Annotated in this window: 12 protein-coding genes; 7 read left to right on the plus strand and 5 right to left on the minus strand. The window is 36.5% G+C overall.

Translation table 11 applies throughout. From position 1 onward, the window contains the following. Positions 1 to 121: 121 nt before the first annotated feature. The gene (locus tag A5482_RS10560) at positions 122 to 1,429 is read left to right on the plus strand and encodes an NF041680 family putative transposase (protein WP_446684748.1); all 1,308 of its coding nucleotides are present in this window, start codon (positions 122 to 124) and stop codon (positions 1,427 to 1,429) included. Positions 1,430 to 1,746: 317 nt separating this feature from the next. Here the strand turns inward: A5482_RS10560 and pdhA are convergent, their stop codons facing one another. The 3 genes from pdhA to A5482_RS10575 all read right to left on the minus strand — a co-directional run bounded on the left by pdhA (position 1,747) and on the right by A5482_RS10575 (position 4,171). After that, a complete protein-coding gene (gene pdhA, locus A5482_RS10565) occupies positions 1,747 to 2,772 on the minus strand; it encodes a pyruvate dehydrogenase (acetyl-transferring) E1 component subunit alpha (protein ID WP_069789698.1) in 1,026 nt (341 codons plus the stop codon). A 124-nt stretch (positions 2,773 to 2,896) separates the two neighbouring features. Beyond that, positions 2,897 to 3,652 carry an isoprenyl transferase gene (locus A5482_RS10570; RefSeq protein WP_069789697.1) on the minus strand — a complete coding sequence of 252 codons (756 nt, stop codon included), beginning with the start codon at positions 3,650 to 3,652 and terminating at the stop codon, positions 2,897 to 2,899. Positions 3,653 to 3,841: 189 nt separating this feature from the next. Then, positions 3,842 to 4,171 (minus strand): hypothetical protein, encoded by a 330-nt coding sequence (locus A5482_RS10575; protein WP_083260369.1) that lies wholly within the window; start codon positions 4,169 to 4,171, stop codon positions 3,842 to 3,844. A gap of 291 nt (positions 4,172 to 4,462) precedes the next feature. Between A5482_RS10575 and psb27 the strand changes: the two genes are divergently transcribed. The 3 genes from psb27 to A5482_RS10590 all read left to right on the plus strand — a co-directional run bounded on the left by psb27 (position 4,463) and on the right by A5482_RS10590 (position 6,922). Continuing rightward, positions 4,463 to 4,870 (plus strand): photosystem II protein Psb27, encoded by a 408-nt coding sequence (psb27, locus tag A5482_RS10580; RefSeq protein ID WP_069789703.1) that lies wholly within the window; start codon positions 4,463 to 4,465, stop codon positions 4,868 to 4,870. Positions 4,871 to 5,085: 215 nt separating this feature from the next. After that, the gene (locus A5482_RS10585) at positions 5,086 to 6,288 is read left to right on the plus strand and encodes a phosphoglycerate kinase (protein ID WP_069789695.1); all 1,203 of its coding nucleotides are present in this window, start codon (positions 5,086 to 5,088) and stop codon (positions 6,286 to 6,288) included. Between the two features lie 115 nt (positions 6,289 to 6,403). Then, positions 6,404 to 6,922: a Ycf51 family protein gene (locus A5482_RS10590; protein ID WP_069789694.1), complete on the plus strand. Its 519-nt coding sequence runs from the start codon at positions 6,404 to 6,406 to the stop codon at positions 6,920 to 6,922. A gap of 127 nt (positions 6,923 to 7,049) precedes the next feature. Here the strand turns inward: A5482_RS10590 and A5482_RS10595 are convergent, their stop codons facing one another. After that, the gene (locus tag A5482_RS10595; protein WP_069789693.1) at positions 7,050 to 10,718 is read right to left on the minus strand and encodes a bifunctional diguanylate cyclase/phosphodiesterase; all 3,669 of its coding nucleotides are present in this window, start codon (positions 10,716 to 10,718) and stop codon (positions 7,050 to 7,052) included. A 755-nt stretch (positions 10,719 to 11,473) separates the two neighbouring features. Between A5482_RS10595 and A5482_RS10600 the strand changes: the two genes are divergently transcribed. Next, on the plus strand, positions 11,474 to 12,442 hold the full coding sequence (locus A5482_RS10600; RefSeq protein ID WP_069789692.1) for a 3'(2'),5'-bisphosphate nucleotidase: 969 nt from the start codon (positions 11,474 to 11,476) through the stop codon (positions 12,440 to 12,442). On the opposite strand, the gene A5482_RS10605 is transcribed toward A5482_RS10600, so the two are convergent. Continuing rightward, complete coding sequence (locus tag A5482_RS10605) at positions 12,439 to 13,662, minus strand: family 10 glycosylhydrolase (RefSeq protein ID WP_069789691.1); 1,224 nt, start codon at positions 13,660 to 13,662, stop codon at positions 12,439 to 12,441. The genes A5482_RS10600 and A5482_RS10605 overlap by 4 nt on opposite strands. A gap of 193 nt (positions 13,663 to 13,855) precedes the next feature. Here A5482_RS10605 and btpA point away from each other — a divergent pair, with 193 nt between their 5' ends. Together btpA and A5482_RS10615 are read left to right on the plus strand one after the other, a co-directional pair. Continuing rightward, positions 13,856 to 14,692: a photosystem I biogenesis protein BtpA gene (gene btpA, locus A5482_RS10610; RefSeq protein ID WP_069789690.1), complete on the plus strand. Its 837-nt coding sequence runs from the start codon at positions 13,856 to 13,858 to the stop codon at positions 14,690 to 14,692. Positions 14,693 to 14,787: 95 nt separating this feature from the next. Then, positions 14,788 to 15,795, plus strand: coding sequence for a vitamin K epoxide reductase family protein (locus A5482_RS10615; RefSeq protein ID WP_083260368.1), 1,008 nt, complete (start codon positions 14,788 to 14,790; stop codon positions 15,793 to 15,795). Positions 15,796 to 15,888: the final 93 nt, after the last annotated feature.

Genomic DNA, 15,888 nt, shown 5'->3' on the forward strand with positions numbered 1-15,888 from the left:
ATTTCGCTAACCTACTTATTTCCTGTAGTTTAGACTAAATGGAAAGTGGAGCAAGGAAGGACAAGACATAAAAGAAAAATAGAGAGAAAATATAAATAAGCAAAAATAAAATCTTCTCTCTATGAACAAATATAGCAGACTGGAAAATTTCCGTCATGACACCTATGAAATGTTAGTCAAAGGTAAAGATGCCACTTTTCAATTGATGGATAGTGTTATGACCACGGAAAATGCTCGTAGTTTGGCAGATTTTTCTTTATCACCTTTTTTCCATCGGCAATGGTGTAGTACCTATGAAGCCATAAAAGATTGTCGTCCGAACAGCAACAAATTGATGAAACGATATATTCAAGAAATAGACACCTTAGAATATACATTACTAGGTATAGATCATACTCAGTGGAAGTTTGAAGATAGTCCCACCATGAAAGATAGAGGTTATCAATATTCTTCGTCATCCATCAATTCATCGGTCATAGGACAAGGATATAGCACCATCGCTTGGTTACCACCATTGAATGAGAAAGGAAGTTGGGCATTACCTTTAAGACATGAAAGAATCACATCCTTTGAAAATCCTCTGGGTAAAGCAACATGGCAACTAAGGCAAGTGTGTAGAAAATTGCCAGAAAATAAACCGAAATTGGTGGTGTTGGATTGTGAGTATGGCAATGGCAAATTTATTAAGCAAACCGCAGATATTGAAATCAGTAAGTTGATTAGAGTACGTTCTAATCTATGTCTTTATGGTAATCCTCCAGCCTATAGCGGTAGAGGCAGACCGAAAAAACATGGGGCAAAGTTGAAATTAAATCAATGTGACCATTTTCCCCATGCCCATGAAATATTAGAAATGGAAGACTCATCCCTAGGAACAATACGGATGAGTAAATGGAAAGAACTTCATTTCTACAATGCCCCTTCACAAAAGCTAACCCTGTTTAAAATTGAACGATTGAAGCAGAAAAAAACTGGTGCTTTACATCGCCCACTGTGGTTAATCTGGGTGGGAGAGCAATTTTTATCTTCTTCCAATATTTGGATTCAATACAGCCGACGATTTGGTGTGGACCACTGGTATCGTTTCGCCAAGCAAAGATTACATTGGACGTTACCCCATTTTCGCACCCCTGAGAGTTGTCAAAGGTGGAGCAATTTAATTGTCAATATTACTTGGCAGTTATGGTTATCCAAGGATTTAGTCAAAGAATATCATCTGCCATGGCAAAAACCTCAACAGAATTTAACCCCCGGAAGAGTGGCTCTGTCTATGACTTCATTATTGATGGACATTGGAAGTCCTACCCTTTCTCCTAAAAGTCGGGGAAAATCCCATGGCTGGCCTAAAGGTCGAAAAAGAAACAAAGCTAAAGTTTATCCTACGGTTAAAAAGCGTTTATCTAAGACTAAAAAAAGACCAAAAAAATAACTTTTAAGCCATTATTAAATTCATTTATAGCGTTTTTGAGCTAATCTTTGTTAGCTTACTTATTCTCTTACAATTTTTTCTTAGTCTAAACTACAGTATTTCTTTTTACCAAGCATTGTAAAGGGTGACTGGTAAATTGAATTTTTCCTGTGGATAGTTGTATCCTAATTGTTTTTAGGGATTTCATCCAAATTTCTTTATTTTTGGTTTAATTTATCCCAATCTAAATTTATTAACAAGCTTTTCGTTAAACCTTTCTCCCCTTGTTTATTATGGGGAGAAAAGACAATTTATTTAAACTATTATGATGTAATTAATTAAGCGAAAATGTAGTCATATAATTCGCTGGGATCTGGTTCTGGACTTTCTTCAGCGAATTTAACAGCATCATCGATGGTTTCCATCACTTTTTTGTCGATCGCATCTAGTTCCGCCTGAGTAACTATGTTATTATCAGTCAAATACTGAGCAAACTTTTTGATAGGATCCCTAGCATTCCAAAACTCTTTTTCCTTCGCATCCCTTAATTCATCAGGATCAGCGAGGGAGTGTCCACGGAAACGGTAGGTTAACGCTTCGATGAGGGTGGGGCCTTCTCCTGCTCTAGCACGGGCGATCGCCTTTTGAGCCACATCACGCACCGCCAAAACATCCATGCCATCTACCTCATAACCTTCCATATTAAACACACTGGCTTTTTTGTAGATTTCAGGTTGAGAAGTAGCACGCTCGTGAGCCATACCAATCGCCCATTTATTGTTTTCCACCACATAAATCACAGGCAACTTCCATAAAGCAGCCATATTGAGACATTCAAAAAACTGTCCATTATTACTAGCCCCATCACCAAAGAAACATACCGTTACTTGATCAGAACTTTCATCACCCAAGGCTTTACGGCGATACATACTTTGATAAGCCGCGCCCGTTGCCACAGGAATTCCTTCCGCCACAAACGCATATCCACCCAACAATTTATGCTCCGCAGAAAACATGTGCATAGAGCCACCACGTCCTTTACTACAGCCTGTGGATTTACCAAATAACTCCGCCATCACTTCTCTAGCAGGGACATTGCTACTGAGGGCGTGAACATGATCTCTGTAGGTACTACAGACATAATCCTCATTGGCTCTCAAAGACTTAACAATACCGCTCGAAACCGCCTCTTGTCCATTGTAGAGGTGAACAAAACCGAACATTTTGCCCCTGTAATACATCTCAGCACACTTATCCTCAAATAAGCGTCCCAAAACCATATCTTCGTAATAAACTAAACTTTCTTCTTTAGATATTTCTACCGTAGAATGATCAAATTTTGGTAAGATTCTTTCTTCTGCCATATCACATTACTATATTTATTTATCTTAATTATCAAATATCCTTGTTCAATTAGCAATGAACAATAGCTTTCCTCAATAGTTATATTGTCAGCAAAAGTTGATTGAGAATTTTCACAAGATAATTCTACTCCTCTTTTACCTTGCCAAAACGGCGATCGCGCTTTTGATAATCCAGAAGAGCTTGATAAAACTCTTGACGGTTAAAATCAGGCCAAAGAGTAGGCGTAACATACATTTCCCCATAGGCCATTTGCCACAACAAAAAATTGCTTAGACGCATTTCTCCGCTCGTGCGAATCAGCAAATCAGGATTAATAATTCCCTTCGTATAAAGATGACTCTCAAAAATTTCCTCATCAATATCCTCCACCTCCAACTTACCTTCTTGCACCTGACGGGCAATATGACGACAAGCGTGGATAATTTCTTGACGACCACCATAATTAGTGGCTACATTAAACTGAATACCCGTATTATTGGCCGTGGTATCCATAGCGTGAGCAATTTCCCGTTGTAAAGAAGTTGGTAAAACGCTCAAATCTCCTACAAATCGAATTTTTATTTTCTCTGTCATCATTTCCGCCAACTCTCGGCGCAAAACCCCCTCAAACAAAGTCATTAAAAAATCTACCTCTAAACGAGGCCTTCCCCAATTTTCCGTAGAAAAAGCATAGGCTGTTAAAACATCCACACCCCAATCATCACAACACCTAAGCAAATTTTTGAGAGCATCAACACCCTTTTGATGTCCCACTACACGGGGTAAGGCACGTTTTTTTGCCCATCGCCCGTTACCATCCATAATTACTGCCACATGACGGGGCATTTTTTCGGGAACTAAATCAGAAGGTAATTCGATCAAACTTTGCTCCACATTCATTCAAAGTTAACTCTCAAGCAATTATATAACGTTCATTACTAATAAGTAAAAGTACCAGAAATATACGTAAGTTGAACATATATTTGAATTTAATGAGGAGATTAAAAATTTTGTAAAAAAATTATTGGTATCCCTTTGACTACGATAAAAGGATTCTGTGTAGGGTGGGCAAAGCCCATCCCCGTTAATCTACATTCTGGATAGAGAAGATATTTGTGCTAATTTGCCTTTATCCAATCCAGCTAATTCTTCTAGTTTTATCCAACCCTCTTTAAGAAGTTCGGCAAAAGTAAATACTAACATGGGTTCTCTGTTATCGTATTTCCCATCAAGATCATAGCGTTTTGAGCTAAGAAGATCATGGACTTGCCAAAGTTCTTCCATATCTTCGAGATTGTTTATTTTATCTTTAACTTGTTGAACTAGAGTTTTTGTTTCTCGCTCGTAGGCTTTTTTTAAAACTTGTTCAGTTATTTGTATTTCTGCTTTTGTCCATCCTGTTGTAATAGTGGTTGACATGAGTATTTATAACTAAAATATATGATGTTTATTAGTGCTTTTAATATCATATCAATATCTCGGAACGAATGGGCATCGATAATTTGAACAATTGACCATTAATGATGGACTTTTTTAATGAACTATACAAAATTGCAAAGGGATAATAAAAATTAAATTGATATTGTCTTGTTTATTTATCATCTTATTTTCTATTATCTTAATTTTTTGAAGGTTTGATCTAATTGGAAAATGGGTTTAATGCTGGTAAAATCGGATAGTGTAAATAATAAAACAATATTAGATAATTTTATGATTATAAAATCTTATTTTTCTAAGCTACTAGCTCTTATCCTCGTTGTAGTTGTAGGTTTAGTTGGTTGTGGTAGTACCACTGGTTTGACTGGTAATTATACCCAAGATACTATGACTGTACTAGAAAAAGTCCAAGTTGCGATCGCCCTTCCCACTGAAATCAGCATCGAAGAAAAGAAGGAAATCCAAAATGAAACCAGAGCGCAAATTAACGATTACATTTCCCGCTACCGCAAAAATAGTAATTATGGTGGCTTAAAATCTTTTACTACCATGCAAACTGCCCTCAATTCCCTTGCTGGTTATTACACCTCCTACGGAAATCGCCCCATTCCTGATAAATTACAAAAACGCTTAACTCAAGAGTTTAAACAAGTGGAATTTGCTCTAAACAAAGGATACTAAATCAATTGAGAATTGATAATGAATAGTAATGAGGCAGGAGATGTATTTTTCCTGTCTATTTTTTTGCCGATGTTTCATAGCTAATCAACCTTAAAATTATCATTCAACCATAGGTATCAATTGTGTATTGTCCAGTGTCATTGTAAAATTTGCAAAGAGTAAGATTTTTTACTTTAAATATATTAAATTTCTGATAAACAAAAGGACATATATCCATGGCAAAAAAAACTATTGCGAATTTAACCGCATCAGATTTAGAAGGAAAAAGAGTATTAGTTAGGGTTGATTTTAATGTACCCATGGACGGTGGAAAAATCACCGATGACACCCGTATTAGAGCCGCTTTGCCCACCATTAACGAGTTAACCTCCAAAGGTGCAAAAGTTGTATTATGTAGTCACATGGGGCGCCCCAAGGGTGAAGTTAAAGACAGTTTACGTTTAACCGCTGTCGGTGTACGTTTATCTGAATTGTTGGGTAAAAATGTTGTTAAATGTGATGATTGTATCGGTGATGCTGTAACCACTGCTGTTAATGGTTTAAATAATGGTGATGTGGCATTACTCGAAAATCTCCGTTTCTACAAAGAAGAAGAAGCCAATGACGCTGAATTTGCCAAAAAATTAGCTAGTAACGCTGATTTATATGTAAATGATGCTTTTGGGACTGCTCACCGCGCCCATGCTTCCACTGAAGGGGTTACTCATCATCTCTCTACCTCTGTAGCTGGTTTATTAATCGAGAAAGAATTAGAATTTTTACAAAAAGCTATTGAAGCCCCCAAACGCCCTCTAGTAGCCATCATTGGTGGTTCTAAGGTTTCTAGTAAAATTGGGGTAATTGACACTTTATTAGAAAAATGTGACAAACTCATCATCGGTGGTGGAATGATTTTCACTTTCTATAAAGCCCGTGGTTTGGCTGTGGGTAAGTCTTTGGTTGAGGAAGATAAGTTGGATTTGGCTAAGGCTTTGGAAGCTAAGGCAAAGGAAAAAGGTGTGGAATTTTTATTACCTACCGATGTGGTAGTAGCTGATAATTTTGCCCCTGATGCTAATGCGAAAACCGTTGCCATTGATAGCATTCCTGATGGTTGGATGGGCTTAGATATTGGGCCTGATTCTATCAAAACTTTCCAAGATGCGCTGGCTGATTGTGGTAGTGTTATATGGAATGGGCCTATGGGTGTATTTGAGTTTGATAAATTTGCTCAAGGTACAGAGGCGATCGCCCATACCCTTGCAGGATTAACCGAAGGTGGTACAATTACTATCATCGGCGGTGGAGACTCCGTAGCGGCGGTAGAAAAAGTCGGTGTAGCTGAAAAAATGAGCCACATTTCCACAGGTGGTGGTGCAAGTTTAGAGTTGTTAGAAGGTAAAGTATTACCTGGTATTGCTGCTTTAAATGAAGCCTAATTAATTAAATAAACAGTAATTAGTTTTCGATATTCACCATTATTTAACAAGGGGTTTAAACCCCTTGCCTTTGATTAATAATTATTCCCCATTCCCTTAATCATCAATTATATTTATGGAATCTACATTAGATTTTGCCACTTATACATTATGGTCTGCCTATGGCACCATCGCATTTTTTGTTTTAGCCATCGTTGGATTTATCTTTAAATGGGGTTTTCGCTTTCGCTTTATCGGCGCAACGGGTTTTATGATAGTCTTAACTATTGGTTTATTTGGTCTAAGTTTGGGCTTATTTGGGCGCCCTAGCATCCCCAATGCCGTCAGATTTAACGTTGTTTATGATAATGGCGCAAATCAAGCGGTGATTGCAGTATCTACTGATATTACTAAAGAGCAATTGGAAGCTACCCTCCAACAAGCCGCTGTAGATTTATTTTCCTATGGTAGAAGTGCCACCGATGGAGATGCAAACTTAACGGTTAGGGCTAGGGCGCAATATCATGGAGATGGCTTTACTTATCCTATTTATTTGGGGCAGTTAAGGCGATCGCTCTTTGAGCAAGAAGATGATAATATTGACTTACAAATATTTGATCAAGAATTTGCCCGTTTGCAGTCCTTACAGAGTTAAGGTACTGAGAGTTAGATGGTAGAGGATTTAGCATGGCTAAGTCCTCATATTTTTTTAGGTTAGAATGCTTTTTACCCTCACCTATATTTTTCGCCTTCATAACTCTACTTTTTCATCACACTCTAGTTTATTGATTCCATTTTTCAATAAAAGTATCCGCCAGAGAAGCTCCCATTGGCTTAGAATAATAGTATCCTTGACCATAATCACAACCAATTTCCTTCAAAATTTCTTCTTGAATAGGTAACTCAATACCCTCAGCAACCACATCAAGGGAAAGATTATGAGCAAGAGATACGATGGCTTCTACAATGGCGTTTTTGGGTTTTTTACCGTTTATTGGCTCAATAAATGCTCGATCAATTTTGAGAGTATTAAAAGGCAGAGTATGTAAATAACTTAAAGAAGAATAACCCGTGCCAAAATCATCCAAAGAAATTTTAAGATTTCGTGCTTGAATATTATCAAGAATATATTTAGCAGTGTGGAAATTATCCATTAAAACACTTTCTGTAATTTCTAACTTAAGCCTATTTGGATTTACTTCTATCTCCGTCAAAAAACGGTCTATTTTAGCAAGAAAATCAGACTCTAATAACTGCTTACTAGAAACATTAATAGCAATGGATAGATTAAGATTAGGATACTTATCTTGCCACACTTTTGCCTGACGAGCAGCGGTACAAAATATCCAATCCCCAAGGGATACAATCAAACCATTTTCTTCGGCGATAGGAATAAATGTGACGGGAGAAATAAATCCTAATTCGGGATTAAACCAACGAATTAAGGCCTCAAAACCAGCTATCTTATCTGTTTTTAAGTCAATAATTGGTTGATAAAATAATTCTAATTCATCATTTTCTAATGCCTGTCTAAGATAGGATTCTAACTTTAATTTTTGCACCAATTCTGTGTGCATAATAGGCTTAAATAATTGATAGCAATTTTTGCCCATGGTTTTGGCTTCGTGCATGGTTAAATCAGCATCCCTTATCATTTCTTCGGCGTGTTTATAACCAATAGAACTTAGGGTAATACCTATACTTACAGATGAAGCTATGTAGTTATTTTCTAAATGATAATTGGTATTACAAATATTGATGATATTTTCTGCTATTTTCTGTGCTTGATTAGGTGAGTCTAAGTCTTCTAAAAGAATGGCAAACTCATCACCACTAATTCGGGCAACGGTATCTTTTTCGGTGACGGAGGATGCGATTTTACTGCCGATAGTTGCTAAAAGTTGATCCCCAATATGATGTCCTATGGTATCATTTACTTTTTTAAAATTATCAATATCCACCAATAGTATGGCACATAATTCGCTCGGATTACGATGGCACCTTTTGAGAGTTTGAGCTAATCTATCCATCAATAGAAAACGATTTGCCAATCCTGTTAGGTCATCATACATACTATTATGCAAGATTTGTTCCTGCATATTTTTAATTTCGGAAATATCAACAATTTGTTGAATTAATTGTAAAATCTCTCCATGACTGTTGCGTAAAATAGTAGTGTCAACAATACTATGAATTACAGTACCGTTTTTACTGATATATCTTCTTTCTTGGGTGTATTGTTTTTGATTATTTTTGAGAATATTTTGTAGAAAAAAATAATTTGTAGAAACGTCATCGGGATGATGAAGGATTTTTTCGTCTTTATCAATTAATTCTAAGGCGGAATAATTCAGTAGTTTACATAGAGAATTATTAGTTTTTTGAATGATACCTTTTTTATTGGTAATCATCATACCAATGGGAGCCAATTCAAAGATTAGTTGTAATTCTTGCTGACTTTTTTTGAGGGCTTTTTGAGTTAAATATTTTTTGGTTATATCAGTTATTATGCCGTCAATTCTAATAAGATTATTTTGATTATCAAAAACTAAATAGGCTCTATCTCTTACATATTTTTCTTCTCCATTATAAGAAATAATGCGATATTCTATGTCATGGCTATTAGCATCATTATCTAGGATGGCAATATTCAAAATTTTACTATAATAATCCTTGACTCTTTCTTTATCTTCGGGGTGTACTAAGTCTAACCAAAAACATCTTTTTTGAAAAAATAATGACAATTCACACTCATATAAAATAGTGGCGGCGGTGTTAATATAAATTAGCTGTAATGTCTTAGGATGTATAGACCAAATTACGTCTTCTAGGGAAAATAAAACTCCTTTTAATCTTTCTTGACTTTCTTCTAGGGCTATTCTAATGTGTTCTTTTTCTAGCTCTTTTTCTTCGGCAATAATTACTTTTCCAAGGTTATGCGCGATCGCCTCTAATAGATACTTTTGTTCTCTCAAATAATGTATATTATTTTCTGTATCAAAAAGATGAATAGTGCCATATATTGCACCATTAATCCAGATAGGAGTAGCTAAATAATTAGTAACGGTAAAATTGTTAATAAAATTATTTTCTGTAAGGGAATTAAAATGAATTGATAAACCATTATAAATAGTATCTTTGGCATAACATATTTCTTGGGAAAGAATATTAATCAAGGAATTATCTTGGTCAAAAAATAAAGTATCTGAAAAAGAAAAATATTGACTAGCAATAAAAGATCTATATTCTGATACTTCCATTACTACGCCTATTTGCATTCCCAATATATCACAAGCATTGATTAAACATTCCCTTAAATTGTAACTAAGATCTTGGTTTAAATCATAACTAATAGTATTAATTTTTTGTAGTTTTTCTTCAAATAAATTAGACTGTCCTGTTTCAATGTTAAAAGATATTTGATCATGATATTGGTCAGTAACATCTTTTTCAATGATAATAAAATTAGTTAAAATTCCTTGATTATAAATAGGATGTAAATTAATTTCACCCCAATAATTTCCGTCATTTTTACGGTTTTTTTCAACAATAATTCTTGTTTTTTGTCCAAGGGCGATCGCATTTTGTAAATTTTGTAAACCGTATTGTTGAAATTTTTGATTAAAAAAAGAAAGATAATTTTTACCTAAAATAGCATTGTGACTATAGCCCGTTAACTCCAAAAAATAATCATTAACATAAACAATAGGATAATCTATTTTTTGAGCATCCATAATAACGATACCATGGGAATTAAAATTAATTCCTTGCTCTAATAAATATAAAGTTTTATTTTCACTAAGAAAGCTAATATTTAGCTGTAGAAGAATGATTAAATTTTGAATTAAATCTATTTCATCTTCATTAAACGTATCTTGTCTTGGACTATAAAATCCTAATATACCAATTCTTTCTTGGTTATCGGGATGAGCTACAGAAAAGATAATTCCCGATACTAAATGATCTTGTTCTAAAGGGAAACTTAATTTAAATTTATTGTCTTTTTTTAGATTATCAATAAACAAATAATTACAATCAGATTGCCATAGATAAGCCAACTCATTATCATTATTATTTACCGTCAAATTTTTATATTTTTTTTGACTCCAACCCGTGAGATGCTTTAATTTGAATACATTATCTTTCGGATTATATTTGAAATAATAACTATGGGAAATATTCAGGACATCATTAATAACTTTGATGAGATGACCATAATAATAAGGACTTTTGATGAGGGCAAGATTTTTTGACTCTTTGACAACTATTTGTTGATATTGATATTTTTTACCTAGTAAATCATTTTTCTCCTGAAAAGATAAAACTTCATAGGATTTTAAATCTAGTTTATGTTTTAGGGTTGTACCTTCTCTTTTTTGTTTTACTAAAAAGTAAGTTAAAAATAAATTAATAACAACTAACGATAAAATTAATGACCAAAAGAAATACATAAAACTAAAAAAAGATTTTGATAGCTAAAGGAATAAAATAATAATCTATCGGATAAGGTATATTTTTCATTAATTTTAGATTTTTAGAACTATATTACTTGAGTTTAGACTAAATCTAATTTTAAACGCTGAAACCCTTATATGACCTATGTTTTATATTTTTTACATTAAACGGATAACAATAGTCAAAATTTTTGCTGTATAAGGATCATAGCTTCTTACAGTTCAAATTAGTCTAAAGTACAGATATTAAGTAAGTAGGCATAATTAAATCGATTTAGGCAAGGGTTTAAACCCCTTGTTCATAAGAGTCTTAATAAAATAAGAGCTATGATTAATTTCGCCAATCTAATTACCCAGTTTTATTGTTCAAGAATGAAGTCGATATAGATGATAATTTTAGAACCCTTTACCAGTAAAAACTATACCTTTTTTGTGGGTAAATAAATTATAAGTATTTCTTGTAAAAAGAATACTCAAAATAAGTAATAAATTATTTATTTATACAGGGTTATAAAATACTAAATAAATTCAATAATAATATCTAACAGAATATTGAAATCTCTTATCCTAAAACTATTGATGGTAATTTATTGATACATAATTTATCATTAATATATTATTGAGCAAGGGGATTAAACTGCTTGTCTGCGAATAGTTAGGGGTTTTATTTTGTCATAAATGATTTAAGACTACTATATTGAACAATTATAGTTAATAATTATTAGGCACATATTAATAATTTACTACATTCAATGAACTATAATCGACTTACAGAAGTTGCGATCGCATCTATCCAACAATCAGCGACATTATGCGAGGAAGTCAGAAAAAATATTCCCAAAGCCATAGAAAAGGAAGATAAAAGCCCCGTAACCGTTGCTGATTTTGGCTCTCAAGCTCTAATTTGTAAAGCATTGAAAGAGGCTTTTCCCGATATTCCCATCGTCGGCGAAGAAGATGCCACGGAATTACGAAAATCCGAATCCAAAGATACCATTAACAAAATTACAGGATATGTAAAAAATATTATTCCCTCTGGTACCACCGAGGAAGTTTTGAACTGGATAGACTATGGTAATGGTACTGTAGGAGATTGTTTCTGGACACTAGATCCCATTGATGGCACAAAAGGGTTTTTACGTCAAGATCAATATGCGATCGCCCTTGCCCTCATTGTGGAAGGAGAGGTGAAATTAGGCTTCTTGGGTTGCCCTGCCCTTCAATTAAGCCAAGGGGATATGGGATGGTTATTTATCGCCCAGAGAGGCAAAGGGGCTTATAGAATGCCCATAGCAGGGGGTGAAATGACCAAACAACAGGTAGTCACCAAAGAAGACGTTAGTCGTTTTCGTTTCGTTGAAAGTGTCGAAGCCAGTCATGGAAACCAATCCCGGCAAAATACCATCGCCAAATCCGTAGGCATTACCACCGAATCAGTGCGGGTGGACTCCCAAGCCAAATATGGCATCGTCTCCTCTGGGGAAGCTGCCCTTTATTTACGCCTACCTTCTCCAAAATATCCTAATTATAGAGAAAATATTTGGGATCATGCCGCCGGGGCGATCGTGGTGGAAGAAGCAGGGGGCAAAGTAACCGATATGTATGGTGAACCCCTAGACTTTGCCACCGCCTCCAAAATGAATGATAACCGTGGGGTTGTAGTAACCAATGGAGAAATCCATGACACCGTTATCCAAGCCATTAGCCAAGAAAACAATTAAATCCCGTTACGGGGCAAAGGATTTATATTAGTAGCAGTGCGATGGGATTGACGGGGAAATAGCGCACGGAAATGGGATTTTCTCTCGGCTTTTAGTTCAGGAGTTCTATTCCACATACTACCGTAGAAAAAGAAAGCAATTCCTAACCTTTCCCGTCTAGCTGCCAAGGCTTTTTCTCTGATAAATTCAATGGGTTTAATACGATTGCCTAACCCCGTTAAAATACCAATTCCCACAGGAATTTTTTGTCTTGCTTCACGAATTTCGGGGGTGGTAATTTCTCGAAGAAAAGCGGAAGAATCTGCCCGATAGACTTGCACCACCAACTCATTGATTAAGTCTTTTCTTACCCAGTCTAACCAATCTTGCAAAAACGAATTGTACGCCGTAGTGTAAGGATTGGGAGACACAGAAAAAATGGCATTGGGTTTTCGTGCCTTAATTTGCCGATTCAGTTGTTCTACAAAATTGGTTATTTTATCCGCCCGCCAGCGCACCCAGGCCGCATCCCGAAAATTAGTAGGGGGATTTTCGTTGGTTTCTTGGCGATAAAGATTACGAGTATAAGCGTCATAACCCAAAGCAACAGGTAAAGCTAAATGGTCATCAAATTGAATGCCATCAATATCATAACGATTGACTACCTCCATCACCAAATCAGTGATCAATTTTTGTACTTCTGGATGGAATGGATTGAGCCACACAACCTCCCCCGCAGCACTAGAAGTGGTTTGACTACCATCTTGGGCTTGAGTTAGCCAATGGGGGTGATTTAGGGCTAATTCCGAGGTAGGAGGCGCCATAAAACCAAACTCAAACCATGGTAACACCAGTAATCGATGACGATGGGCTTCTTGTACCAATTCTGCTAAAGGCTCTTGTCCTTGAAATCCCCTATGGACAAAAGGCTGTATTCCTGCTCTTTGTGCCACGGGGCTAGGATAGAGGGCGTAGCCTGAATTCCACACCACAGGATAAATAGTATTAAAATTCATGGAGGCTAAATTGGCGATCGCCTCTTTCATTTTTGGACGATCAAATATTGTATCCGTATCGCTCGTGGTTAACCATACCGCCCTAATTTCCGATGTATTTTGAGAAAACACAGGAATACTCCAACCACCGATCATAAGAATTGTGAAATAAGAGGCAAAAAACAAAGATAATAGTTTTAATGGACGAAAAGAGAACCATTTATGGGTAAAAAAAACTTGATTCATTGATAGATTATTGGCTATAGATCATGTAAATATAATTTGCTTTATTCTATCAGGATGGTTGTGATTTGTATGGCACCAGAGAGAGAAATATTTGGCTAAGTTACCACGCACCATTAAAATAAGAACTTGCTAAGAATATAAATTAATCTGACTCTACTTCGGCTCAGAAGGACAGACTATATATTAAATTTTTATGATAACTGAACAAATATTTGGCAAAAAAAATCCCATCATCGGAGTAGTACATCTATTACCTTTGCCTACTTCTGCCCGATGGGGGGGAGACTTAGAAGCCGTCATGGAAAGGGCAGAGCAAGAGGCGACGGCGTTGGCTGCTGGGGGTGTTGATGGTATTATTATTGAAAATTTTTTTGATGCTCCTTTTACTAAAGATAAAGTAGATCCTGCGGTGGTAAGTGCCATGACGCTTATAGTTGACCGCATTATGAATTTGGTTATGTTGCCCATCGGGTTGAATGTTTTGCGTAATGATGCTATGACCGCATTGGCGATCGCCTCTTGTGTGGGAGCAAAGTTTATCCGAGTCAATGTCTATACAGGAGTAATGGCCACAGACCAAGGTTTGATAGAGGGTAAAGCCCACGACATCCAACGCTACCGCCGAGAATTGGGGCAGGATATAGCCATTTTTGCTGATGTGTTGGTAAAACACGCCCGTCCTTTGGGTAGTCCTAATTTAACCAACGCTGTTAAGGATACCATTGAAAGAGGTCTTGCTGATGCGGTAATTCTTTCAGGTTGGGCTACGGGTTTACCCCCTAATCTCGAAGATTTGGAACTAGCACAACAGGCGGCTAATGGTACTCCTGTATTAATAGGTAGTGGTGCAGACATAGATAATATTAGTGAATTGATGGGGTGTGCCGATGGAGTGATTGTGGCAAGTTCAATCAAAAGAAAAGGTGATATAAATGAAACCATTGACCCTACGAGGGTATCTCAATTTGTGGAAGCGGCCGGGGAAGTTGTAGAAAAAAAGCCCGAAAAAGTTAAGGAGATGAGGAGTTAATAATGGACAATGGCTTTATTGTCTTTTGCCCCTTGACACCTCAAATTAAAAATAATTGCTAAAATTCAGATCTAAATAAATATAGAGAAAATATTATGATTCGTCGTCGTCGCAATGTACCGTGGATACAAAAAAATTCACGTTTAATTATAGGTGCGATCGCCCTTGTAGGTCTTATATTAACTTCATACTTAACCATCACCTCCCTTGGTGGCGGTGAAGTGGTTTGCACAGGAGAAGAAGCTGGGGCTTGTGGTAGCGTCCTAGACAGTGCCTATGCTTATCCCCTCGATCCTGCGGGGAAAACAGGACCTCCCCTCAGTGTATTTGGTATGCTAGGGTATCTTACCATGAGTATTTTATCCCTTGCTCCCCTCGGTATTTCTTCAGAAAATCAGAAAAAATTAAGACAAAAGCTAGAAGCCAATAGCTGGTTACTAATTCTTGCCCTAAGTTTCGCCATGGCTACCTTTAGCGGTTATTTAATGTATGTTCTCGCCTTTGAGTTACAAACTGCTTGTTATTATTGTATTGGCTCGGCAATATTCTCCCTCAGTTTCCTTGTCATGACTTTTGTGGGACATGATTGGGATGATTTAGGGCAAATTTTATTTGTCGGTGCTATTGTCGTTCTTGTAACCATTGTAGGGGCGATCGGAGTATATTCCAACGTTAATGCCCCCATTGCCAATCAAGAAACCCCTGTTGCCCCAGGAGAAAAAATTCCCATTTCTCGACCCAACAGCGCCCCTCAACCCCCCACAGGATGGGATATTACCACCACTTCAGGACCAGCGGAAATTGAACTGGCCGAACATTTGGCCTCCGTAGGCGCTACTAAATATACTGCCTACTGGTGTCCTCACTGTTATGACCAAAAACAACTTTTTGGGGAAGAAGCCTATAATATCGTACCCCACGTGGAATGTACCCCCGATGGTTTAAATGGTGAACCTCAAAAATGCGAAGGAGTTGTGAGAGCATTTCCTACTTGGTTAATTGATGGGGAAGTTTATGAGGGTACTCAAACCCTTGAGCGTTTAGCCCAGTTAACGGGATACACAGGCAACACCGATTTTAAATACACTTTACCTGGCCGTTAAATCTAATTTATTTTATTTTCCACCTAACCCCTCCCCCACAGGCGAGGGGCTTTTTCTTTGTTATTTATATTGTGTCTACCTATTACTTGATCT

Source organism: Cyanobacterium sp. IPPAS B-1200, assembly GCF_001747005.2.
In the GTDB taxonomy this organism is placed as follows: domain Bacteria; phylum Cyanobacteriota; class Cyanobacteriia; order Cyanobacteriales; family Cyanobacteriaceae; genus Cyanobacterium.

Coding starts and splice junctions, on each gene's coding strand:
- A5482_RS10560 (WP_446684748.1), top strand. CDS start 122: ATGAACAAATATAGCAGACTGGAAAATTTCCGTCATGACACCTATGAA.
- pdhA (WP_069789698.1), bottom strand. CDS start 2,772: ATGGCAGAAGAAAGAATCTTACCAAAATTTGATCATTCTACGGTAGAA.
- A5482_RS10570 (WP_069789697.1), bottom strand. CDS start 3,652: ATGAATGTGGAGCAAAGTTTGATCGAATTACCTTCTGATTTAGTTCCC.
- A5482_RS10575 (WP_083260369.1), bottom strand. CDS start 4,171: ATGTCAACCACTATTACAACAGGATGGACAAAAGCAGAAATACAAATA.
- psb27 (WP_069789703.1), top strand. CDS start 4,463: ATGATTATAAAATCTTATTTTTCTAAGCTACTAGCTCTTATCCTCGTT.
- A5482_RS10585 (WP_069789695.1), top strand. CDS start 5,086: ATGGCAAAAAAAACTATTGCGAATTTAACCGCATCAGATTTAGAAGGA.
- A5482_RS10590 (WP_069789694.1), top strand. CDS start 6,404: ATGGAATCTACATTAGATTTTGCCACTTATACATTATGGTCTGCCTAT.
- A5482_RS10595 (WP_069789693.1), bottom strand. CDS start 10,718: ATGTATTTCTTTTGGTCATTAATTTTATCGTTAGTTGTTATTAATTTA.
- A5482_RS10600 (WP_069789692.1), top strand. CDS start 11,474: ATGAACTATAATCGACTTACAGAAGTTGCGATCGCATCTATCCAACAA.
- A5482_RS10605 (WP_069789691.1), bottom strand. CDS start 13,662: ATGAATCAAGTTTTTTTTACCCATAAATGGTTCTCTTTTCGTCCATTA.
- btpA (WP_069789690.1), top strand. CDS start 13,856: ATGATAACTGAACAAATATTTGGCAAAAAAAATCCCATCATCGGAGTA.
- A5482_RS10615 (WP_083260368.1), top strand. CDS start 14,788: ATGATTCGTCGTCGTCGCAATGTACCGTGGATACAAAAAAATTCACGT.